This window comes from Adonisia turfae CCMR0081, assembly GCF_011009555.1.
Taxonomy (GTDB): Bacteria; Cyanobacteriota; Cyanobacteriia; order Phormidesmidales; family Phormidesmidaceae; genus Leptothoe; species Leptothoe turfae.
Genome location: NZ_QXHD01000004.1, coordinates 3,963,997 through 3,986,148, shown reverse-complemented (window position 1 = coordinate 3,986,148; position 22,152 = coordinate 3,963,997). Strand labels below are relative to the sequence as shown.

At 45.5% G+C, this 22,152-nt stretch carries 18 protein-coding genes and 1 pseudogene; 4 read left to right on the top strand and 15 right to left on the bottom strand.

What is annotated here, in order from left to right; translation table 11 throughout:
- Positions 1-67 precede the first annotated feature (67 nt).
- The gene (locus DXZ20_RS21250) at positions 68-1,378 is read left to right on the top strand and encodes a cytochrome P450 (RefSeq protein ID WP_163700486.1); all 1,311 of its coding nucleotides are present in this window, start codon (positions 68-70) and stop codon (positions 1,376-1,378) included.
- Here the strand turns inward: DXZ20_RS21250 and DXZ20_RS21245 are convergent.
- From DXZ20_RS21245 to DXZ20_RS21235, 3 genes are all read right to left on the bottom strand, one after another.
- Positions 1,361-1,678: a hypothetical protein gene (locus tag DXZ20_RS21245; protein ID WP_163671463.1), complete on the bottom strand. Its 318-nt coding sequence runs from the start codon at positions 1,676-1,678 to the stop codon at positions 1,361-1,363. The two genes, DXZ20_RS21250 and DXZ20_RS21245, sit on opposite strands and share 18 nt — an antisense overlap.
- A 240-nt stretch (positions 1,679-1,918) precedes the next feature.
- Positions 1,919-2,605 (bottom strand): response regulator transcription factor, encoded by a 687-nt coding sequence (locus tag DXZ20_RS21240; protein ID WP_163700483.1) that lies wholly within the window; start codon positions 2,603-2,605, stop codon positions 1,919-1,921.
- An 8-nt stretch (positions 2,606-2,613) separates the two neighbouring features.
- Positions 2,614-3,792, bottom strand: a complete 1,179-nt coding sequence (locus DXZ20_RS21235) for a sensor histidine kinase (protein ID WP_163671465.1) — start codon at positions 3,790-3,792, stop codon at positions 2,614-2,616.
- Between the two features lie 208 nt (positions 3,793-4,000).
- On the opposite strand from DXZ20_RS21235, the gene DXZ20_RS21230 reads away from it, so the two are divergent.
- Complete coding sequence (locus DXZ20_RS21230) at positions 4,001-4,537, top strand: hypothetical protein (RefSeq protein ID WP_163700480.1); 537 nt, start codon at positions 4,001-4,003, stop codon at positions 4,535-4,537.
- 160 nt (positions 4,538-4,697) lie between these two features.
- A pseudogene (locus DXZ20_RS21225) lies at positions 4,698-4,844 on the top strand (winged helix-turn-helix domain-containing protein); the annotation flags it as partial.
- A gap of 23 nt (positions 4,845-4,867) precedes the next feature.
- Here the strand turns inward: DXZ20_RS21225 and DXZ20_RS21220 are convergent.
- From DXZ20_RS21220 to DXZ20_RS21185, 8 genes are all read right to left on the bottom strand, one after another.
- The gene (locus tag DXZ20_RS21220; protein ID WP_163700477.1) at positions 4,868-5,548 is read right to left on the bottom strand and encodes a winged helix-turn-helix transcriptional regulator; all 681 of its coding nucleotides are present in this window, start codon (positions 5,546-5,548) and stop codon (positions 4,868-4,870) included.
- 225 nt (positions 5,549-5,773) lie between these two features.
- Complete coding sequence (locus DXZ20_RS21215; RefSeq protein WP_163703571.1) at positions 5,774-7,282, bottom strand: catalase; 1,509 nt, start codon at positions 7,280-7,282, stop codon at positions 5,774-5,776.
- 553 nt (positions 7,283-7,835) lie between these two features.
- Positions 7,836-8,921 (bottom strand): ribosome small subunit-dependent GTPase A, encoded by a 1,086-nt coding sequence (gene rsgA, locus DXZ20_RS21210; RefSeq protein WP_163700473.1) that lies wholly within the window; start codon positions 8,919-8,921, stop codon positions 7,836-7,838.
- Between the two features lie 788 nt (positions 8,922-9,709).
- Entirely contained in the window at positions 9,710-11,278 is a 1,569-nt protein-coding gene (locus DXZ20_RS21205) for a S10 family peptidase (RefSeq protein ID WP_163700470.1), read from the bottom strand.
- Between the two features lie 310 nt (positions 11,279-11,588).
- Positions 11,589-11,954: an SH3 domain-containing protein gene (locus DXZ20_RS21200; RefSeq protein ID WP_163700468.1), complete on the bottom strand. Its 366-nt coding sequence runs from the start codon at positions 11,952-11,954 to the stop codon at positions 11,589-11,591.
- Between the two features lie 132 nt (positions 11,955-12,086).
- Positions 12,087-12,992 (bottom strand): DMT family transporter, encoded by a 906-nt coding sequence (locus DXZ20_RS21195; RefSeq protein ID WP_163700465.1) that lies wholly within the window; start codon positions 12,990-12,992, stop codon positions 12,087-12,089.
- 55 nt (positions 12,993-13,047) lie between these two features.
- Complete coding sequence (locus DXZ20_RS21190) at positions 13,048-13,899, bottom strand: AraC family transcriptional regulator (protein WP_284681688.1); 852 nt, start codon at positions 13,897-13,899, stop codon at positions 13,048-13,050.
- 102 nt (positions 13,900-14,001) lie between these two features.
- Positions 14,002-14,787: a hypothetical protein gene (locus DXZ20_RS21185; protein ID WP_163700460.1), complete on the bottom strand. Its 786-nt coding sequence runs from the start codon at positions 14,785-14,787 to the stop codon at positions 14,002-14,004.
- Positions 14,788-15,299: 512 nt separating this feature from the next.
- Between DXZ20_RS21185 and DXZ20_RS21180 the strand changes: the two genes are divergently transcribed.
- On the top strand, positions 15,300-15,539 hold the full coding sequence (locus DXZ20_RS21180; protein ID WP_163700457.1) for a hypothetical protein: 240 nt from the start codon (positions 15,300-15,302) through the stop codon (positions 15,537-15,539).
- 157 nt (positions 15,540-15,696) lie between these two features.
- Here the strand turns inward: DXZ20_RS21180 and DXZ20_RS21175 are convergent, their stop codons facing one another.
- The 4 genes from DXZ20_RS21175 to DXZ20_RS21160 all read right to left on the bottom strand — a co-directional run bounded on the left by DXZ20_RS21175 (position 15,697) and on the right by DXZ20_RS21160 (position 21,935).
- Positions 15,697-16,074 carry a PH domain-containing protein gene (locus DXZ20_RS21175; protein WP_163700454.1) on the bottom strand — a complete coding sequence of 126 codons (378 nt, stop codon included), beginning with the start codon at positions 16,072-16,074 and terminating at the stop codon, positions 15,697-15,699.
- 244 nt (positions 16,075-16,318) lie between these two features.
- Positions 16,319-18,793, bottom strand: a complete 2,475-nt coding sequence (locus DXZ20_RS21170) for a multicopper oxidase domain-containing protein (RefSeq protein WP_163700451.1) — start codon at positions 18,791-18,793, stop codon at positions 16,319-16,321.
- A gap of 73 nt (positions 18,794-18,866) precedes the next feature.
- Positions 18,867-20,033 (bottom strand): phosphatidylserine decarboxylase, encoded by a 1,167-nt coding sequence (locus DXZ20_RS21165; RefSeq protein ID WP_163671479.1) that lies wholly within the window; start codon positions 20,031-20,033, stop codon positions 18,867-18,869.
- Between the two features lie 186 nt (positions 20,034-20,219).
- Positions 20,220-21,935 (bottom strand): tyrosinase family protein, encoded by a 1,716-nt coding sequence (locus DXZ20_RS21160; RefSeq protein ID WP_163700448.1) that lies wholly within the window; start codon positions 21,933-21,935, stop codon positions 20,220-20,222.
- Positions 21,936-22,152: the final 217 nt, after the last annotated feature.

The following is a 22,152-nucleotide window of genomic DNA, read 5'->3' as shown; positions in this document are numbered from 1 at the left end:
TAGGCTGCTGGCATAGGCTGCTGGCATAGGCTGCTGGCGCAGTATTACGTTCAACCCATGGCAACAAATGATGAAAAGATACTTGCAGAAATTCTGCCCAAAAAATGGCTATCTTAAAAAGATTGAGCAACTACCATTGGAACAACGATGGCGGCAGGTGCGCGCATGGATGGATACTGAATCGCTTTCCCTATATGAAGAACTGCGAGAGTCTTGTCCTGTTCTGGAGCTACCAGAACTAACAATTGTTACCCGCTTTAGTGATTGCACATCTGTGTTACGTCAATACGATGTCTTTAGCGTGGCACTCTATAAGCCGAAACAAAGTGATTTCTGGATGTCGCAGGATGATACAGCGATCCATTGGCGAGAAAAAGCGATTATGCGCTCTGTGCTGGATCTTGAGCAGCTTGCCTCTACTCGTCAATATGTTGCGGCTAAAGCCTCATCACTGCTGCACAATGCTCAAGGTACGATTGATGTCGTGGGTGGACTGTGTCGAGCCGTATCCATTGCGTTTGTACAGGAGCAATTTGGCTTTGATAAAAGTGATCCTAACGATTTATTTGAGTGGTCATACTGGAGCCAATACGATGCGTTCCATAATCAAGCTTTTGATTCTGTAGTGGTCAAGGATCCTACTCAGATTGTGGCTAATCGTGAGGCGGCTGGTCAGAACTTAGGGGTCTATTTGATCAAACTGATTCAACGTAGAGGGGCAGAGCTAAAAGTTGGCAAGGATAACAATGATCCAGCAACACGATTACTGAAGTTGTCGATGTCAGGTGCTTTGGAAAAGTTTGACCCTGCCAGAGTCATTCGAAACCTGGGCGGATTGTTAATTGGGACTGTGGAGACGACATCCCATGCTGCTATCAATGCCCTGGTCGAGCTTTTTGAACGTCCTGAGATCCTTAAACAGGCCATAGCTGCTGCCCAAAAAGATGACCCCAGCGAGTTTGACGGTTATGTGCTGGAGGCATTGAGGTTTAATCCATCTTTGCCATACTTTTTCCGAGTTTGTGAACAGGAAACACAGTTGGCAACCGGCACCGACTATGCTTGCACAATTAAACCCGGTACAACTGTCATCGCTATTACCCATTCCGCTATGTTTGATGAGACGGCATTCCCACAGCCCCAGGTGTTTGACCCCACCCGTCCCGAAACTAACACATTTCACTTTGGTCAAGGCCTGCATGAATGCTTAGGGCGTCACATTGGCCGCCAGATGATTACAGAGCTTGTTCGACAGGTGCTTTTATTGCCAGGAGTAAAAGCTGTTAGCAAAGTGGACTATAAGGGCGGACCGTTTCCAGAAGAGTATCGATTGGAATGGTGTCATGAGGAATTAAGAGCACTATTTTATCTCAGATAGACTACGAGGCTCATCAACAGGTTCAAGACCTGTGCAAATTGTTTCTAAGTTGATAATTCGTTCTTCTAATGCTTTTACAGTTTGTGTTAACTGGATGTCTTCTGGTCGACGTCTGCCAGGGCTAAGCCACACTGCAGCTGTCGCTCCTCCTGTGCTGAGAATTACCAGTAACGGTAAGATAATCCCACTGTTGGTAATAGCGACTAGGGGAATACATACACCCAACATGCCCATGGATAAAGTCCACATAGCAGCTGTTGCTCGAACCTTAGGATTTTTCTCTGTCAATCTGCGACCCATCGTATCCCCCTATAGCATCACTATGTTGTACAGCAGGTTAAGTGTTTATCTTAATTGCCCCTCTACGTTTCGTGCTCAAGATGCTTTAAAGGTCATAAAATTTCACAAGAGAATAGAGCCAGAAAATTCTTACCATTTGTTTAAAGCAGTTAAGAATTTGGCTCATCTAGCAAATGTTTAAGCATGACAGGATATCGGTTTAGGAAGTCTCTAGTCACTTTGAAATGCTCAGTCTCTTCTTTAATTTTCTTGAGGTAAGGTCTTGGCTCCATCATTTATTCGCAAGTGTTTTTGTGCCCAGAGTGCGATCTGAGTGCGATCGCGAAATTCTAACTGGCTTAACATTCGACTAATATGATTACGTACGGTGCCATGGCTCAAATGAAGGGTTTGGGCTATGTCCTTATTCGTTTTACCCTCTCCTAGAAGTTTAGCAATTTCCTGTTCACGCTCGCTCAATGAGTGTTTAAATTGATGTTCATTACTTTGCTCTGGCCGTAGAGTGATGCTGGGATTCAGCTGGGCAAATACTTTAGGGGCAATGGTTGGCCCCAACTGACTGTACCCTTGGGCCAAAACACGCACAGCATCCGCCAGCTGGTTAGCGGGAGTACTTTTCAGTAGATAGCCTAAAGCACCATACTGCAAGGATTGCCAAATATACTCGTCTTCGTCGAAAGTGGACAACACTAAAATACGAATCCAGGGATAACGTTGGTTAATGATGCGTGTTGCCTCGACACCATTACATAGGGGCATCCGCACATCCATCAAAATGACATCGGGCTGGTATTGCTGAGTGAGACTAATGGCCACTTTTCCATTTTCTGCCTGTCCGACCACTGTCAGATCTGATTCTAGGGACAACAATTCAGCTAAACCTTGTCGATAGTTTGTTTGGTCATCCACCAACAAGAGATTAATCATGGTTTAAATCAGGCTGCTGTCGTCAGCGGAATAGTAATGAGCAATGTAGTCCCCTGCTGGTGACCACTATTTATGATAAGTTGTCCGCCTAAAAGTTGCGATCGCTCCTTAATTCCCTGTAACCCATATCCTGAGGATTGAGTGCCGATGTCAAAACCACACCCATTATCATGCAGGGTGACGACAAGCTGATGATCCGCTGTCAGCATCGAAAGATGAGTCTGAGTCGCATAGGCGTGCTTTTGGACGTTGATTAACCCCTCCTTAGCCATTAGATAAAGCTGGTAGCTGAGCTGCTGAGGTAGCGGGGGTAGTTTAATGTCTAGGTTGATGGTAAAGGACGAACGTAGCTGCTCCGCCAATGTGTGGAGGGCCGTATTGAGCTCAAAGTTAGACTCGCGCATTGTCTGTAACGACTGACGCACCTCCGTCAAACACTGAACTGTAAGCTGTTGGGCAGTTTCCAATGTTTGTTGCAACTTAGTACTGTTGTTAGTCGCTTGGCTGTATCGTTGGGCAAGGGCTAACTGCACATCCAATGTGGTGAGGGAATGTCCTAAAGAGTCATGGATATCCCGAGCAATACGGGAGCGTTCCAATTGAGTTGCCAATGACTCAACCTCTTGGGTTAAGATTTGCGCTCGATATCGGTTCCGTTGCTCTGATGCAAACAAGAAACCCATCGTCACGACGAATACAGCAACTGTGATGGCTGTTGTTAGAGTGTTAATCAAAATCCTTTGGGGGTTCAAATAAAAGTCCAGACCGCGCAATTGGACTTCTTCAATGGCGGTGGGTAAACCCCAAGTAAATTGCATGATCCGTATGCTTGTGGTTGCAACTGTAGCAATGATTGCATCACTCATCGGCAACAACAAACAGGCTTTAATAATGAATAACTCAAACAAACTTGAAAATGAAATCCGAGAAAACTGCGCAATAATCAGTAGAGTCATCTCTAGGGCGACATAAAGACGACGCTGCTGTAGAGAAGCTTGGTTAGGAAACCGCAGACTCAAGGCGGCAACCATGCCAACAAACAGGGCCAGCTGCCAAGGTTGCCCAAACCGTGGGTCAATCTGAGCGCCCATCACATTGTCTATGACGCATTGGATGAGAATGACCCACTCCACCCAGCGCATAATTTTTCGCACTTTTGGTGAGATGGGAACGGCTGTATGCGACATATCTCTGTGCTCTTTAGCTGTGTTTACAGAACCAATCTTGCCCTGAACGACTGATTCTGATTTGATTGTGCCTTATGACGGGTTGAATTCCGGCAAAATTCCCAAAGGGATGACAGATGTCATGGTGATGCATGACGAGTGTGACTTCGCAGGTTAGGAGAAATCAACCTACCGTAAAAACATCAAAGTCACCTTTGGAGTCAACGGTATGACAATCTCACGAAACGTATCATTGCTGGTAGGTTTTACTATTATACTTGGCGGTGCCTTAGGGCTTGCTGACAAGGCAGTGGCCGCACCCGCTGACATTTTCACCCCCGTACTTTCGACTATTCGTCAACAACTTCCTTCAGGGACAAGTTTACGCTTACCCGCCTATTTCCCTAATTCTTCAATTGATCTCTACCCTTATTTTGAATCTGATGATAATGGCTTCCGAGTCAATGTATCGGCTGACCCTAATTGTCGGGCATCTGCTTGTGCGTTGGGGTCCATCGGGGTGCTAACTGAAACAGAGTCTTGGCCCCCACCGGCAGATACGGTGTCACCCATAGCCATCACCTCTGAGCTGGATGGTTATCATCTGACCTGGGGCCAAGGGTTTTTCAAAACCCACAATATTCTTTGGCGGCAAGATGGGCAAATTTATGGTGTTGGTGCCTTAGATTCTGCAATCGATACCGCAGAATTGGTTGCGATCGCAGAATCCATGATTCGTGAGCAACCCATTACCAGTTCCAGGTAAATGGCGTATACGTGACGGTGCTTGTGCCGGTTGTGCCTCAGTAAAAAGTGAAGCAAACAAGGGGGCAGATCACAACGTCTGCCCCCTTTCATTCGAAAATTGATAATAGGGACTGGCAACCCAACCTGAATTTTTTTTCAGCTTAAATTCAGGCGATGGACTCAATCGTGTCTGGAGGTATGACTATGATCCAGGCTCTAACATTATTGAAGTGTACATTCGACATCTGCGCAAAAAGTTTGGCAGCGATTACATTGAAACAGTACGGGGCATGGGCTATCGCCTTAAAAGTCACCCCACCGGATAAGTCTTGCCAAGACCTACTGATCACTACGCCCCACGAGTGCTGAGAATGTAACCCACATTACGTATCGTGCAGATAAACTTGCCTGCTGATTTTAGTTTTTGGCGAAGATACCGAATATAAACATGCAAAATATTCATACTTTCTCCTGGCAGAAAATCAGGCCAAACGCTATTCATAATCTGCTGATGGGTCAGCACCTGTTTAGGATGTTCCATAAAGTATTTCAACAGCTCAAACTCCTTTAAAGTTAGCGGAATCAGCTGTTTGTTGTAGTAAACTTCATAGGATTGAGTATCCAGCATTAAATTTTCGAAGGCAAAGATCGCCGTCTTTCTCTCCCACTCTACCCGTCGAATTCGGGCGCGCACTCGGGCCAAGAAATCGTCCATGTCCAGTGGAACAGACAGATAGTCATTGGCACAAATATTCAAACTATCGATTTGGTCTTGGCTGTTACCATTACCTATCAGCATAATCGGTGTTTTCTTCATCGACGATGCCAAATAGCGACAGGGTTCCAAATCAAGTCTATTAGCAGTCGGCCAACCCATAATCAAAAGATCTGGGCGTAACTGCCAGACTGTCTCCATTGTTGCCATCCGGTGAGCCAGGAAGCTGATACGATATCCTTGCTGACATAGAATCGCGTCTAAAACTTTTTCCAGTTCTGGTTGTATGCCGATCAAAAGAATGTGAGTTTGCATGTTTCCTCAAGTTGAAAGTAAGGCAAATTGAAAAGACGTTGCATACAACATCTGTATATTTAAGAATTAGCCGCAACGGTTTTTGGTCACCTCCGTAGATTGAAGAGATTTAAAAACGGTTTCCCTTTGCAAGCTATGGTGTACACACAAGTCCGAGATGTGCATACACGGCTGCCTTCGCAAGGGAAACCGCAAACAGGCATCGCTTTAGTCAGCTAGCAACACCTACTCAGACAACGTCGAAGCACGCTGCTTAACTGCATTAAGGTCAACAGCCACTGCCTTAGCTAATTTAGTCCCATAGTCCGCATCTGCTTTATAAAAGAACGCCGTCATCTTGGTGCGTAGGGCAGCATCTTTAACATCTCCCAAGTCTCCGGCTAAGTTAGAAACCAAATGCGCTTGCTCAGTTGCATTGAGTCCCCGATAGAAATCACCTGCCTGGGCAAAGTTCAATGTTTTCTCGATGGGTACATTCTGCGTTACACCAGCAATGGGTAACTGAGAGAAACGATAATCTTCGTTAGCCCCAAAGGTCTGTTGACGGTTAGGCTCGTAATTAACATCAGAACTAGAACGACCAATATTGCCAGGGCCTTCCTGATTACCGTTAATAACATCCACCTGTGGACGGTTAATGGGTAGCATCATGTGGTTAGCCCCTAAACGATGACGGTGAGTATCGGCATAGGAGAATAAACGTCCCTGTAGCAAACGGTCTTCTGAGGGTTCAATACCAGGGATGATATTGCTGGGTGCAAATGCAGATTGCTCGGTCTCTTGGAAAAAGTTAGTTGGCATTCGATTTAGTGTCATGGTACCCACTTTGCGTTCAGGCACTAAGTCTGTTGGCCAGATTTTGGTAGCATCCAAAGGGTTAAAGTCAAACTTGTCCAAGTCATTTGGGCTTAAGGTTTGAATATAAAGATCCCACTTGGGTGCATTGCCATGTCCTACCTGGGCATACAGATCAGCTGTGTAATGATTGAAGTCATCTGCCTGCATAGCTTTTGCTTCCTCAGCAGTTAAATTATGTTCACCCTGTAAGCTCTTCCAGTGAAACTTAACGTACTGATAATCACCATTGCGATTCACAAGCTTATAGGCATGAACCCCATTACCATCCATCTCGCGATAGCTTCTCGGGGTGCCCTTATCAGAGTAAACCTGAGACAGCATGTGTGTACTCTCTGGCACATGGCTGAAGAAATCAAAGAAGCGGTTAGGATCTTGTCGATTTGTAATGGGTGACGGTTTGAGAGAATGCACCATGTCGGGAAACTTAATCGCATCCCGAATAAAAAAGACAGGGAGATTATTGCCCACCAAATCCCAGTTGCCTTGGTCCGTGTAAAACTTAGTCGCAAATCCCCGTGGGTCACGCAGCGTTTCTGGTGACCCTTTAGAATTGATCACGCTTGAAAAACGGACAAAGACTGGTGTTTTCTTGCCTCTGCCTTGGAAGGGTGCTGCCATCGTAATGCTCGACAGGTCAGCCGTACTCACAAACTCACCATGCACACCTGTGCCGCGTGCATGGACAACACGCTCAGGAATACGCTCCCGATTAAACCGAGCTAGTTTCTCAATTAAATGCACATCTTGTAAGAGAACAGGCCCCCCTGAACCAGCGGTTTGAGAGTTTTGATTATCGCCAACAGGGGCACCATTATCACGGGTTTGTAAGGGAACCTGAGCGATGGCTAACGTGGACACGCTAGCCATCAATGCCATGGTGACTGTAAAGATCAAAATTGGCCGAGTTTTTTTGAGAAGTTTAGCCCAGAAACTTGGGGGTTTCATAGTGGTAGTGTCCTTAGTTTGTATCATTAGACAAGCTAAAGCAGACTGTTGATAACAGCCTGAAAAGACTCTTCTAGAACAAGTTGACGAAAAAATGATGTACCTGATGATTCTGGCTAAGGGCACAGATCGTCTAAAAGTACAGTCAATCGCTCAATATCTTTGCCAGGAATTATCTTAGCTTTAGCTAACTATTGAATTAGATTCATATTTAAATCAGAATAATTCTAAAATAGGAATTCATCAATAGAGATGATTACCTATTTATCCAAATCATGAAATGTGTATGTTAGGGAGCTTAGGGATTGTTGGCAAAGCTCTGAAACTTTTTTATATCAAGTGTTAACTGCCACTCCTATGGGGTGTCAATTGGATTGTCAATGTATAGGAATGGCAGTAGTGATGGCCTGGAAATTGGCAATATTTAGTTACACAAAGCAGTTGTCACGCAAGCCGTGGGCATGAAAGCCGTGGGCACGTTCTATTACCTATCGCCCTGACTCTTTTTAAATTGTCGTATGGTTTGAGTGCGCGATTTCCAACGAGCTTTGCTGTTTTGCTGAGCTTGTTGGTGTTGTCGCCGGTGTAAATGGGCCTGTTCTTTTAGCAGCTTGTGATAGCTTCTCAGGCGTTTCTTAGATAAATCTCCTGAGGCTAACGCTGCTTGGATGGCACACCCCGGCTCTGACTGATGTTGACAATCGCGGAACCGACATTGCTGAGCCAGGGCTTCGACATCAGCAAAGGTTTCATCCACACGATTATCCAGACTATCCTCAGCCAGCCATAGCTGTAACTCACGCATACCCGGAGTATCAATTAAGAGAGCTCCGGTGGGCAGGCGCAGCATAGTCCGAGAGGTGGTGGTATGGCGTCCCTTACTATCGTCTGCACGTATTGCTTGAGTCGCCTGTAGGTTACTCCCCATCAGCTGATTTGTCAGGGTAGATTTGCCCACACCAGACGAACCCAGGAGAGCCAGGGTCTGCCCTACTTTAAGGTAAGGCTTTAATGCCTCCAGATTATTGTGTTGTAACGCGCTCAGGGTAATAATTGGCACGCCAAACGCGATGTCTTCCACAAGCCGACGCTTGTGGTCCAGGTCCTCACAAATATCGGCCTTATTTAGCACAATGACTGGACTAGCCCCACTCTCCCAAGCCATCACCAAATAGCGCTCAATGCGACGCAGGTTAAAGTCCAAGTCTAGACCACTGACCAGCAAAAGAGTGTCTACGTTAGCGGCAACAACCTGGACATCGGTACGGTTACCGGCTGCTTGACGAAGAAATTGGCTTTTACGAGGTAGTACAGCCTCGATTAACGCTGGATCTGTTGGACTCTGGGGGTGAAGTACAACCCAATCGCCCACAGCTGGAAAGTCTGATGAGCTTTGAATCTGGTGTCTAAATCTGCCAGTTAGAGTTGCTGTTGTATCACCTTGTTCAGTATAGAGATGGTACTGACTGCGATGAACCACAGCAACACGTCCTACGCGATACCCTTGTTCCACGTAGGGTGCAAAGCTGCAAGCGAAGGTATCGCTCCAGCCTAAATTAGCTAAAGTCATGATAGGAAAAAATCCTCTAGGTCAACTGAGTCTGAGACCTACAGGGCATCTGCCCATAGGCCATAACCGTAGAGGAATGGTGCAAAGAAATGCTGTCAGGGATTATCCCAGCAGTTTCAAGGGTGCATTCCCTACGGATTTAGAGATGTAGCGACAAGGGTTACCGACTCAGACATAAAGGTTCAGCTCCTGAAAAGGGTAGAGAGAACAGCTCTTAGTATAGCGGGGATGATGGCCTACTGTCGAGATATTGGTAAAGTTACACAACATGGACTCAAATGATGTACCAAAAGTCGACGGCTTGTCTAGCCTATAAATAGGGGAACTGTTGACAGTGTCAACCGATAGTGTCAACTGACATTTTTGGAATTAAAACAATAACTATAAGAGGTCCCCTGGATGCAAAGGAGAAAGATAGCCCATTTAAGCCTCTGGCTTGCGATTTTAGTTATGGGCAATGATTTATATTCTTGGCTGGTTTAAGGCCAGATGCTTTGATTGTCTCTTGCTAAGGCACTAACACCATAGAATATGCTCCTCGGGTAACGGGAACAGAATAGCGAGTTTACATGAGCATTGGTTGAGGGTTCAACAGATGTGCCAATTAAGCCGACCCGCATCGCTGTTGCCGGGTATTTCGCAGTAGAAGCGATGATGACCTCTGGGGTCGACACCCACAAGCGGTGCGATCGCGACTTTTAGACTTGTGCAGGCGATGTTTGGTATCTCGTATAGGCGGCTTTGTTGCGTTTAAGGAGAACACCGATCTCAGGAGGGAGATGTTATCTTTAGAGGCTCCCTTCTGACTGCACCCAGCTTGCGGCCAAGAAGCGATCGACATCGGCTTTGAAAGCTGCCAAACAACTTTCATCGAGGTAAAACATGTGACCAGCTTCATAGCATTTGACTTGAATATTATCCCGGAGCGTTGGGTCAAGGTTCATATGAGCCAGGGTATAGTCCGTTGCCAAATGGGGTGTGGCTAAATCGTAATAGCCCTGGGCAACAAAGACTTTCATAAAGGGATTTTTTGCGATCGCTTCCCGCAGGGCCGCCGCCGTGGTGGGTAGTTCTCCATTTTCCCATTGCCAGGCTTTATTGACAGCCCAACTGATGACCTCATAGTTGAGATCGGTTTCGATGCCGAGGTTGCGACGCACGTAGTCATTAAATGTGGTCGTAAACGGTGGTTGGATGGCGTAAACAGCCGGATCGAAGTCGGGGCGCTCGGTAACCGCGAGGGCTTCAATACCTGTGTAGCGCACGTCAAAGCGACCGATACTGCGTTTTTCAGTGCGGAGTAATTCCTTACAAAATCGGGAAATATCGATCCGTAAATTCGAGCCCAGCACAAAGTCCACATCCACACCAATATAGTGGGCGAGGGTGGTAGCAATGGTTTGCCGCTCGCTCTCTGACAAGCGATCACCCTGCATTAGGGCGAGGGTGAGCTCGCGCTCTGACCAGGTTTCGACTTCCGCTAAGATATCCGTTAGCGATCGCTGTTGGAGTTCGGGGGCGAGTTTTTTGTGATACCAAGCAGCGGCTGTGTAGGTGGGGACAAATAGAGAGAAGGGCAAATCGTCACTGCGTCCGAAAAAGACTGGCCGCAGATCCATCGCATTAGAGATTAGGACAATACCATTGAAGCTAATGCCAAGATCGATCAAATGACTGGCGAGGCCTGCGGCACGGGTGGTGCCATAGCTTTCTCCAGCTAAATAGAGCGGTGACGTCCAGCGTTGATAGCGCGTTAAATACAAGCGAATAAATTCGCCAACAGAGTGAATATCGCCTTGAAAGCTCCAGAATTTTTTATCCTTGTCTTTGTCGATGGCTCGGCTAAAGCCCGTGCCTACCGGATCAATAAAGACCAAATCGGCCCGATCGAGCCAGGTGGAGGCATTGGCTTGCAGGCGATAGGGTGGGGGCGGCTGAAAGCCATCGGGTGTCATCACCACGTGCTGGGGGCCGATGGCACCCAGGTGCAGCCACACCGATGAAGAGCCCGGACCGCCATTAAAGACAAAAATCAGCGGTCGAGGGACACTCGCTTTGGTGAGGGTGTAGGCCGTGAAGAAAATCTCGGCTTCGGTTTCGCCAAATTCATCCTTGAGGGGAATCGAGCCTGCATGGGTGGTGTATTCCAGGGTTTTATCGGGCAGTGTTAATTCATGCTGTTTTTCTACGGGCTCGATACCGAGGAGTTGGCGTTTTTTTTCTTTTTTTTCTGGGGATTTTCCGGCTTCTGGAGTTGTCTTGGGGTCGGGGGCAGCGTGATCTTGAGTCGACATGGTGATGCTGAGGTTTAGTGCGATCGCGGGGGAGGATTCGGCGCGCTCCCCGACCTCAATCATATTTTCGGGGCTGGTGCGCGCGACAAAGTAGTACCTATCATCCGCTGTACCGAGGCTTGAGACAAGAGCTTACCTAAAAGAAGAACCCATCATCATCACCGGAAGTCGTCTTCAAGTGGCTGAATTGCTCTGCTGTCATCATTAGAAAATCAGCATTTATAATTCATGAAATTTTCTTCCCCCAATTCATTTTGGAGTACCCAAAAGCACAGCAAAGTATAACGCCCCGCCTAACCGGCCAGCTTTAGAGCGTCAGCGACAAAGCCGGTCCGGTTGAAGTGATTGTTAGCCCAATACGGCAGGACAGAAGTCACTGATTTACTTCCTGAAGGTTTGAAAGTGGAACCCATCCGGACTCCGAACTGGCAGGATTCTCGCACCAGACCCAGCCGTTCAGTGCTCTCGAACCGAGAAGCAGATCTCCTTTTTGTACACTCAGCTCTCTTGCCGTGTAGTTTTCACGAGCACGGGCAGTATTACCGTTAATGATTTCAATGATCTGAGCTGGAACCCAGCCACTTTCTTGCCCTGGTGTACTGCAGAAAAACCAGTCCTTCCAGCCTTCCGAACCCTCATACCGCTCACCGACAGTAAGAGGGGCACCTTTCGTGAAGGTAATAGGCTCAGGGTACTCACTCGTATGGTCTTGGGTGACGAGGTATCTCTTGGTTCTCATATGGGTATTCTTGCGGGCTAATGTGAAGCTGAGCGGCGGCTCATGCTTTATATCAACTTACAGATTTTGTCATCTGTCTGCTCCTGCGTAGTGTTATGGCCCATTTGAAAAGTGAGATATCTATCAACCTACTTATTTCGTGCCTAATCTTAGAATGTAAACGCCAATCAGGATAATCGCCATGCCAAGCCAGTCGGCAAGCACAATAATTTCTCCAGCAATGAAGAAACCAATGAATAAAGCTACGATAGGTGGAATGTAGGTAACAGAAGATGCTGTGATAGCCCCCAGATTGTTTACAATTATGTAGTACAATATGTAAGCTGCACCAGTTCCTAAAATACCAAGCCCAAAAACTAGACCAATCAGCGCTTTTTCATCACTCTGTATTTGAGCCACTCCCTCTAAGTCTGTTATCAGTGTCATGCTCAACAAGGCAAATAACATCTGATATGACGTGAGTGCTGCAGGCGATATCTGCTTTCCGGTCAAAAATTTCTTCGCATAAATAAATGAGATGCCGACACTCAACGAGCCCAGCATCATGAAAAGCACACCGTAAATATTGATGATAGAATCTTCTGTACTCCAAGGTCTGGCAATGATGAGTACGCCAGCAAAACCGACCAGAATGCCTAGCATTTTTAGTCGAGACAGTTTTTCTTCTCTCAGAAATAGTGTTGCTGTCATGGCCGAAAAAATGGGGATTAGACCACTCAGTGCGCCAGCGATTCCAGAGTTAAGTAATGCTGTCCCCTGAGCAAAACAGTAAAAGTAAAGGGTTGTTGCTAGTAGGGACATCACCAAAAAATGATGAGCTGACTTCAAGTGTGATCGCCGAATTTGCTGCTGCAAGATGGCATAGATTAGCACTGGGAAAAAGCCAAAAAGTACTCTCAGAAAAACAATCTGTGAAGGGGTGATAAGCTGAGCTGCCCATTTCATGTAGAGAAAGTTAGTCCCCCAGATAATGCCAAGGGCTAAATAGGCAAGGTAGAAGATAGGTAAGCGCCCTATGGTACGTGAGTCAGTAGGCATGTTGCAATCAATAGAAAGACTAGCCACAAGCCTAGATAAAAGGAGCATCAGGATTCTAGTACGTTTTTGCGGTGCCTATGGCATATTGACGAGGAGTAATGCCTAAAAATGCCTTAAATCGTTTGGTTAGATGGGTTTGATCATAAAAACCAACATCTAGCGCAACTTGTGAAATTTGGATTCCTAATTTCAGTAACCGTTTAGCTTGCTGTACACGGATTAGATTGAGATAAGCATGGGGTGGTAAACCCATCACTTGTTGAAAAGTTCGGCAAAGATGAAATTTGCTCAGAGTAGTGAGGTTGGATAGTTCAGTTAATGAAATATTACGCTGATAATTACTTTCTAAATAATCTCGAATGAGCTGCACCGTTCGATTGTCTTTAGGCACTAACTGCACCAAAGGCTGTCTATCCGCATGACGCACAATCAGCTTGGATAAAACATTATATAAATATGTCTCTTTTTCTATGGCTGATGTATGGGGATCTTCAAGAGCCCAATGCATCTGATAAATTTGATGCGCTAATCTCTGATCAAAAATTACGGGTGTAGGAAAGAAAGGCACATCATGCTCAAAGCCTGTAATCTCAACAGCAATCTGCTGCAACAACTCAGAAGCTGGATACAGCATACGATACGCCCAACCATCTTCAATATTAGCTGCATAGCCGGTGTGAATTTCTGCTGGGTTAATCGCAGCGATACTACCCTTTGGCATTAATAATTGTTCAGAGCGGCGATAGGTTAAAGCCTGGACTCCAGAATAGATAACCCCAATCGCAAACTCCTCGTGAGCATGGCGGCCAAAAGAGTGAGTCAAATATTTTGCATGTAGTAGCTCTAGATCGCCTAACAGCGGATCTATCCAGAAATGGATTTTTTCGTTTTGCTTCCTAGGCTTCAATTCTTCAAATCCATTCCACAAGAGATGCTAACGAAAAAACTAGGATGACTTCAATGTATTTGGGCCGCATAACGTTCAATCTCACCTGCATGCAGCGTAGTGTTAGCCAGCCTTCGGCGGCGGATCGCCTGCTCTGGATAGCTCCAATTCTTGAAGTAGCAATTGCCCCCAAACCACCGCTTTCGCGTGGTGTTCTTTTAGGTCAGAAGGTTCTCCTACAAACATGATGTCTCGCAATTGATTGTATACGGGGCCTGGAAGATCTCGCTGAAGATAACGCATTCCGAAGTCCCAGCGTGTGGAACAATATCGCATGCGAAGCAGTTCCACGAGTGGTTTAAGCGTGTACCCCCAAAACGCGGCAAGGGCTTCTGCCTCTTGACCGCGATCGATCGCCTTTTGGACAAAACTCTGACTCACGGAAAACCACTCTTCGAGGTCTTGACTGCGCTTGGCCCGGCGAGTTTCCTGCGAGTCCCTCTCTGATGGCTTAAACCGTAGCCACTCCCCTTTGTCAAAGAGTGGCTGCAACTTCCCGTGGCGTTCAGGGTCGAGATACTCGACGTAGTCTCCTTTCTGGAAAACACATACATCCACCAATAGAAAGTCTCCGCTAGCAGCCAGCTTGAAGTATCGGCCAGGAGGCTCGGAGTGGCAAGCTACTACGGGCGATACCTCTTCTAAGGCCAACTGGACAGCGGCGTAAAAGGGTTCTTCTGCGTTTGCACCATCCAACAGGAAATTTAAATCGATATCGGAGTACTCATCCACAAGATCGAACGCGGCACTCCCGCCTTCCCAGCCCGCCAGAACAAAAGGCAGGGTGCTTAACGCATTGCTCAAGGCACTGACGATTCGATTACGGAGAGTGGTGCGGCGAATTTCCATGCACTTCCTTGGTCTGGCTAACAATATATTAGATCTACTTTTCCAGTCTATCTATCAGTCAAGCACTGTAGACGCCCACAAAAATGCGTAACCGATGATACATATATTGCTTACGGGGCTACGTCATCTCGAACATCCTTGATCGATGGATTCAATATCTGCCGTTTTTGACAGTTAAACCAGTGAAATGAGCATTTTCCAGAGCAAAAGTATCCCCTAAGTGCTTTGATAACAGAGTGATACAGCCTATTACAGCCTGCTTGACGAAAGCCTTAGGCCCGTTCTACAGTTACCCAATGCTGCGCTGTTGGTGCAGCTGTTCTACTAGAACCTAATACCTTGGCACCATCGGTAGGTGCGGCTACACCTAACCGATGGCTAACCCGCAGATTCCTAAGCAATCTTTGGGCTGGGCTTATTATGCCTCAACCCCTGCGATTTGCCATGCATCTTGTGGGGGCTGAGAGATTAGGTTCTGGCTTTCCTTGTCGTTTCTCTGGAGAACCAGAACCATGTTTCAAGACCCAACCCAGGGCGCAGATGCGCTCACCCGTCAGCCTGCCCCACTGCCAGAATCCTCCTATGAAACCGGACGGCATCTGCTGCTGGGTAGTTTGACCTTTGTGCAAACCACCATCAAACTACTGCATAAGCTCAACTACACCGAGCCCAACGACTGGAGCCGTCCGCTACCCACCGGGCGACCCAATGAGGTAATGGCGATTTTGACCAAAAAGGTGAAGATTAGTTAGGGCTTAGCGATCGCATCTGCTCAGGTGCGATCTCCACACCCTTCAAGGAATTCATGAACATGGTGCGTTCTCAAGAATCTATTTGCAGAGAGAGAGAAGGATAGAAGGAGGTGATGCTTTAGTCACGCTACGCTTGCTAACTTTCCTGATCGGTTGACTAATTCATTAATACATAGTGTGCCAAAATTTTCTGAACTTCAAAGATCTTTCCTTCACTACGTTTGAACTCTCGCTCAATGGGATATGACTCACCTGAAATCCAAATCTTCATTTCAGCATCTCGATCAAAACCACCAGCAGTCTCCACTGCAAAATGGGTAATAGATTTATAGGGTAGCGAGTGATACTCCTTCTTTTTACCTGTCAGTCCTTGAACATCGACAAGGATCAAGCGATGCTCTGTAAAAACAAAGAAGTCTCGCATCAATTTGAAACCTTTAATGATTTTCTCGCCATTCAAAAGTATTTTACTAAGCTCTTGTTCTAATAGTCCTAAATCAGCTTCAGAAGCATTGTCAAAAATGGCATCTAGCATAGTTCAATTTTCTCTACTTGATGTGCATAGACAGTGTAAATAGGCAGTCATTGATTTTTGCGGGATATATTGCCGTTATTAGCGATGGTACGTCTCAGCACGTTAATGAGCATAATTTTACAGTCTATTTTGATTATATTTATTACAACCCAACATGACACGACCTGTATAAAACAAAACAAACCTACTCCTAAATTGTGAAAGCCACAAAGTTGTAGCAACAGATTTAATCCAAATAACAAGCCTACAGATCATCTGGAGTAAAGTCGGGCAAAAGCCCATACTTTTCTTGTTCAATACATTGGATATTATCCTTACCGCAGACCTTGACCCAACGCATCATGCCATTATCTTCGTGATCGACAAAGTGGCAGTGAAACACAAACGATCCCTCGTAATCTAAAGGCTGATAGCGGAATGTCGAAATCTGATTGGGTTGTACCAGTAGGGTGTCTTGCCAGCGATTAGGAGTTGTCGATGTGCAATCTGCGTAGGTGTTTTGATAGGTGGCTGCAGTGTTTTTGAGCGTTTTAATGGTGGTTACAGCCTTCTCACAGGTTTTGATCTCCTTCAAATAAAATGGATTGGTATGAATATGAAATGGATGGGCGGATTGAATCGTACCATTATCGTCCACCTTCAGAGTCCATTCTCCCAATGCTTCTTTCGTCAGTACAATCGGCCTCATATCTTCCGTAAAGATCTCATAATCTAGCCCCTTTTCAGGGGTATCAAACTCGAGTTCAGACGCTGATGAAAAGTCAGTTGCCATGCACCACTTATTCTTGTCCCTGCTCTCATCGGTACAACTAAAGGCAAAGCCAAAGGTAATATTGTTAATGTACCGTGTCTCATCTGGATGTGTTGGAGCAGGCCCTGTTTTTGCAGCTGGGAAGAAAATAAAGTGTCCTTCATACTTAGCGGTTGGAGATACAGTAGCCATTTTGGGGGCAGGCGGATAGTACTGATAATTGGCATAGGCCAGAAGTTCACTCTCTGGCGGTAGCACTTGATCGGTGTTTCGGCCCTGCACCGTTATAATTGCCGCAATGTCTTCCGTGCTGGCGGCAACAGCATTGCTCAAATACCTATAATTAGGGCTTTTGAGCACCAAATACGTTCCTTGAGTAGGAAATTGAACTAGCGCATCCACACGATTTCCCGGCCCCATCGTCACGCAGTTTGCATAGGAACTCCCACTAATACCGGGACAGGTGGTGTGACGCTCAATCTGCCCCGTGGTGATGCCATCATAGGCAATAATATTTAGCGGTAAGCTGCTAATTCCTGTATCTTCCTGGCGAGGCGTAAAGTTACGGGTATCGGCTAACCATGTATCTGCTGTAGTTGCCCCGGTTCCAATAACAACCTGATTAGTATTGGTATTGGTCAGAAAAGGAAGGCGATTAGGTGCAACCAGAGCATCAAGCGTACCTGTTAGGCTACCAATGCCTTTTGTGCTTAATTGAACAATAGATAGGGAAAGTGGTTCTGCTACTCCTCCGTTAATCAGACGCCACCGTTCAATCTCACCAGAAGCCATCTCAATTAACGGATAGGTTTGGCCATTCACCAACGTATACCCCGTAAAGGTTTGCCCTGCAAAGTTGGCATCCTGTGCTCCATTTTCGGCCCAACCGACTTCACAAGGAGTTGTTGTTATACAAGCACTTTTCCCATCAGGGGCCTCATAGGGCAGGTGCTGAAACATAAGGAGGCGATCATGAATTCCTGCATCGGCCAGAATGGCATCTAACGATTTAACCTTCTTCCCATCGTTCTTCTCCATTTGATCCGGATTAAAATTAGGGATTTCTGGACCGATATCATCAATGATGATGGCCCCTTCTAGGCCACTGGCCAAATCCACCGATGTGGTCCCATGTTGGTGGGGATGGTACCAGAATGTTCCAGCCGGATGCTCCTGTGGCACTTTAATCTTGATATCCCATTGATTGCCTCCTGGTAACAGGCTATCAATCACGTCATCACCAATCCAGTATTTCAGTTCCTCTGGAATGGTTTCAGGGGCTTGCCCTGTAGCCGCTAATTCTGTCTTCATCTTTGGCACAGTCATCGGTGAATCATGAAGACCATGGGTATGAAAATTCGTCATGTTACAGGAGGCATTGGACACTAAACCATTACCAATACATGACACATTTCCCTCATCAAAATAATCTTGGCGAGTATGATATTGGCGATATTCATTAAAGGTAATCTCAGGATGATTCTTGCTGATTTGCCGATAGCCTTGGTCTAGCCATTGCTTATAGCCAGCCTCTCTATCATCAGGCAAGTTATTGATCAGATGCAGGGTGATAGTATCTCCAGGTTTGACGCGAAGGGTTGGTCCAATCAAATCAGTAACCCACGTTTTTTTATTATTGAGGATTGGAATTTTACTTTTCAGGTTTGCAACTGTAAATTCTCCTTGAGCCACATCCAGAATTGTATAGTTCCGTAGGGAAACCACATCTGGACCAATGATAGAACGAGGATTGAGAGAGGAATGACCAGGTTTATAACCTGCATTATTTGGAATGTTATAGTCCACTGAAATGGTGGCTTCAATTCCTGTTTCACCCAGTTTTGTTTGGATTTGGGCAGGAGCCGTTAAGGGCTGTTTGTAATACTGGGATGACGGACTACTCTCAGTAGTTGCCCATGCAGGACTATTCAGGCATAAGCAAAATATGCCTACCGAAAAGAGAGTCATTAAAACTCTAGGCAAATGTTTCATTGCTTTAATTGAAAGGCTTATACTTGTTTTGAGAGATGCATTGTAATTGTCAGTTGCTAACCGACGATAAACTTCCTAACCGCTGTCCCATTAATACCGAAATTGCATTAAATACACCTGACTGAAACAGTAGAATATTCAGGGAGCCACCATAGGCAAAGTGCCCTAACTCATCTCCTTTTTTAACAGCTACTGGACAGGCGTCAGGAGGGACCATTGTGGATTGATTGTTGACAAGTGATGCACTAATACTACTAATGGTATTTAACCCCACGGGGATTAATGCAACATAACCATATTTCTTGGTTTCAATAATGTAATAAGCACGATGAAAATCTTCAAAAATACTGAAATTCGTTGTGCTTTCACCCACGTTGAAGTGATTAAACCAATGTTCACCATCCGTAATGCCATTGTAAATACCAGGGACATCCATCGACTCAACAATATTGCCAGCTACAGGAGAGTGAAATCGATGATAGTTATTGGGCATCAATACACATGAAACCGCAGTTCCTCCAACAAAATGTTGAGCGTATTGAGACTTGTTTAGAAGTTCGAAAACGTTGATTTCTCTAGTCTTAACCCGAAGATCAGTGGTCAAGGTCAAGTCAGACTCTATGAAATTGATTTCTGAATCAGCCGGAGCCACTAATATGGAATCATCGTCATATGCTGCAATCGGACGAGCATTTACCTCAGGATTTAATTCCCTTGTAAAGAACTGATTAAAAGACTGATATCCACCTTTTGGGATAATAAAGTCCTGTATTTGGGTGGCGGGGGCCGCTTCCCATTCTTTGATGTACTGCTTAGATTCTGGAGAGTCCATAAACTCTCCACGAGCAAGAATAAACTTTACCGTCCAGTTAAATATTTCAGTAGTATACGGTGCGTTTTTCCTTCGACTTTTCAACTGATTGAGAAAGAAAAATGCGGTTTCATTATTCCGATAAAAATAGGTAAAGGGAACAATCTTGCCAAGCCCACCATTCGGCTGTGGTAAGAAAGTAAACCATTGCTCAAAATATTCAACAAAGTAATCAATAGTTTGACCAATCCACGGGTTCCTTTCTCCAGTGGGTTCAATGAGGGGAGTCACATTAGCGATCGCATCATTATAGGCTGCCTCTACAACAGGATTACTAACAATATCTCGTAACTCAGCAATCAACTGCTTCATCTTCTCAGTCAGTGGGGGATAAACGGCACTCATGGGAGGTATCTCCTTATTAAGAAATTGCAAGAAGTAAGTGTGAGATTTACGCAGGAAACTGAACAATACTTCAGAAGTATTTCAAAGGCCTAAAAGAAAGAACACCATAAGCGATCTTTCCGCATCACAAGTTAATTAGGGTAAACCCTGAAGAGATTTACCCTGAATTCTAGTTTGCAAAAGTCACTAACCTTTTATATGGAAGGCAATGTCCAAGTTCGGATGTAACTTTTCACCCCGATGATGAATTTGTACTTTATAGTGAATGGGATCACTATCTGTAGCTTCTACAGAGTTCATTGGCCCACTATCCACAATTTCTGCCGGGACATTGCTCAAGGGGAAAAACGCATTCACTTCCAAGTGGGTCAGGCAATTGGCACACTTCACCACATTCCGACGACTGAGAACAGAATGGTGCCCCAGGTAGTAGGTCTTGTCTCCAACTTCTGCATAGGCTCTTAAGACAAACGACCCCTGAAATAAGGCCCGGTCAATTTTTGTAACCACCAACGTTTTTGAGCTAAACCGATCGTCATGGCTTGCTTTCTCTGCTTGAAACATCTCTTCACCATCTGGATCAAGCGACCCAATACTGTAGGTAAAGTTAAGCTGGTTTTCAATATCAATGCAGTCTTCAGATGTATAGGGAACCTCCATACCATCTATAGTCTTAGTAAATGGATGAAGCGGCGAGTTCAGATCAAGGCTGGAATTGGGGGCAAAACCGGGTGTCGGTCCCTGCGAATCGGTTGAACTAGTGCCAGAATACTGGGCAATAACTTCAAGTTTTTGCTTTTGCTGTTGTTTCTTTTGCCATACCCAAAACATACGATCAACATTGCAGTGATGGAAGAAGAAAATTGGATCTAGGGCAGCCGTATTATTTTCGCCCATGTCACCATTTGCGCCTGCTAATAGTCCATCTTGATCTTCTTTTCCCTCAATGATTAGATCAAAGCCTCCCACAGCAAGATGAACATCGTTATGGGGATCTTCTAATGGAATCGCAATATCTGCCTGTTCTGAACCATGATTCCATGCCGCCGCGGATGTCGTGTTGGAAAAAACAGTATAGTTTGGAGCATCCAAACATCTGAGATACCTGAGAAAAATGCTAAATTCCTCTGCTGGTTGTGGCTCATCATCCAACTTTTTTGGAAGCTGCCCAGGTGGCATTTGAGTTACTTCTGTCGGGGGTTTTCCGATTAGCCACTGGATTACATTTTCGTTGAGTTTTTGGGTCCGACCGATTGGATCAGGATACTGATCATTGTGGGCTTTAGTAGCCTGCCGAGCTTCTGGCGTCCCCACTAGGCCAGATAACGGATAGCGAACTGTTTCATAGCCTTTGGGTTTTGCATACTGATGATTGATATCTCCTTGACTAGGGACATTCATTTCATCAGAGACTGCAACAGGCAAAACAAATGAGCGAAGAGGGTTATCAATGGTTTTACCTTTTAACTCTCCGTTATAGTCATCATCGCTAAAAGTAAACTTCTCAGCAGTAAGGGAATGAGGGATGCCCTCAGCCAGAGATTCTACGCTAGTTTCGTCCCAGTACGCCATCATTACGCCTGGAACAATACGTTGTAACGCTTGTTCTAGACGATAGACATAGACTCGATGCCATGTGGGAAACAAAACATTGCCATGATTACAATATCCACCCCAGTAAACATAAGTATCGATTTCTGATAAATTATCAACCCAAGGTCGATAAATAAAGGGTTCACCATGATATCCCCCAATCCGAAAAAATGAGTCCAGGTCATCCGGGGGAAGTTCTTTGATACCTTTCCAGGCACGCATCAAATCCTCAAGCGGCTTTTTATTACCACGAGCATGTAATCGTTCTAGCTCACGCACAGAATAACGAGTTGGGTAATCATTGTGCATAGATCGATTCAACTCCATGTAAAATACATTACAAAGGCTATTGTCGAAAAGCAGCACTTTACGTTGTGAAAATTCTATCCATCCATAATGGAGGGTGATTTCGTCCGCATAGACGAATTTTATCGGCTTTGCCAGATGTAGTACGATAAATTATTGTAAATTTATTCAGAGAGCGACGATTTCGGGTTCTTTTTGAAACAAATATTCATAACGAGCA

What these genes read in the sequence shown, in the direction of transcription:
- DXZ20_RS21250 (WP_163700486.1), top strand. Translation starts at nt 68, where the DNA reads ATGATGAAAAGATACTTGCAGAAATTCTGCCCAAAAAATGGCTATCTT.
- DXZ20_RS21245 (WP_163671463.1), bottom strand. Translation starts at nt 1,678, where the DNA reads ATGGGTCGCAGATTGACAGAGAAAAATCCTAAGGTTCGAGCAACAGCT.
- DXZ20_RS21240 (WP_163700483.1), bottom strand. Translation starts at nt 2,605, where the DNA reads ATGATTAATCTCTTGTTGGTGGATGACCAAACAAACTATCGACAAGGT.
- DXZ20_RS21235 (WP_163671465.1), bottom strand. Translation starts at nt 3,792, where the DNA reads ATGTCGCATACAGCCGTTCCCATCTCACCAAAAGTGCGAAAAATTATG.
- DXZ20_RS21230 (WP_163700480.1), top strand. Translation starts at nt 4,001, where the DNA reads ATGACAATCTCACGAAACGTATCATTGCTGGTAGGTTTTACTATTATA.
- DXZ20_RS21220 (WP_163700477.1), bottom strand. Translation starts at nt 5,548, where the DNA reads ATGCAAACTCACATTCTTTTGATCGGCATACAACCAGAACTGGAAAAA.
- DXZ20_RS21215 (WP_163703571.1), bottom strand. Translation starts at nt 7,282, where the DNA reads ATGGCATTGATGGCTAGCGTGTCCACGTTAGCCATCGCTCAGGTTCCC.
- rsgA (WP_163700473.1), bottom strand. Translation starts at nt 8,921, where the DNA reads ATGACTTTAGCTAATTTAGGCTGGAGCGATACCTTCGCTTGCAGCTTT.
- DXZ20_RS21205 (WP_163700470.1), bottom strand. Translation starts at nt 11,278, where the DNA reads ATGATTGAGGTCGGGGAGCGCGCCGAATCCTCCCCCGCGATCGCACTA.
- DXZ20_RS21200 (WP_163700468.1), bottom strand. Translation starts at nt 11,954, where the DNA reads ATGAGAACCAAGAGATACCTCGTCACCCAAGACCATACGAGTGAGTAC.
- DXZ20_RS21195 (WP_163700465.1), bottom strand. Translation starts at nt 12,992, where the DNA reads ATGCCTACTGACTCACGTACCATAGGGCGCTTACCTATCTTCTACCTT.
- DXZ20_RS21185 (WP_163700460.1), bottom strand. Translation starts at nt 14,787, where the DNA reads ATGGAAATTCGCCGCACCACTCTCCGTAATCGAATCGTCAGTGCCTTG.
- DXZ20_RS21180 (WP_163700457.1), top strand. Translation starts at nt 15,300, where the DNA reads ATGTTTCAAGACCCAACCCAGGGCGCAGATGCGCTCACCCGTCAGCCT.
- DXZ20_RS21175 (WP_163700454.1), bottom strand. Translation starts at nt 16,074, where the DNA reads ATGCTAGATGCCATTTTTGACAATGCTTCTGAAGCTGATTTAGGACTA.
- DXZ20_RS21170 (WP_163700451.1), bottom strand. Translation starts at nt 18,793, where the DNA reads ATGACTCTCTTTTCGGTAGGCATATTTTGCTTATGCCTGAATAGTCCT.
- DXZ20_RS21165 (WP_163671479.1), bottom strand. Translation starts at nt 20,033, where the DNA reads ATGAGTGCCGTTTATCCCCCACTGACTGAGAAGATGAAGCAGTTGATT.
- DXZ20_RS21160 (WP_163700448.1), bottom strand. Translation starts at nt 21,935, where the DNA reads ATGCACAATGATTACCCAACTCGTTATTCTGTGCGTGAGCTAGAACGA.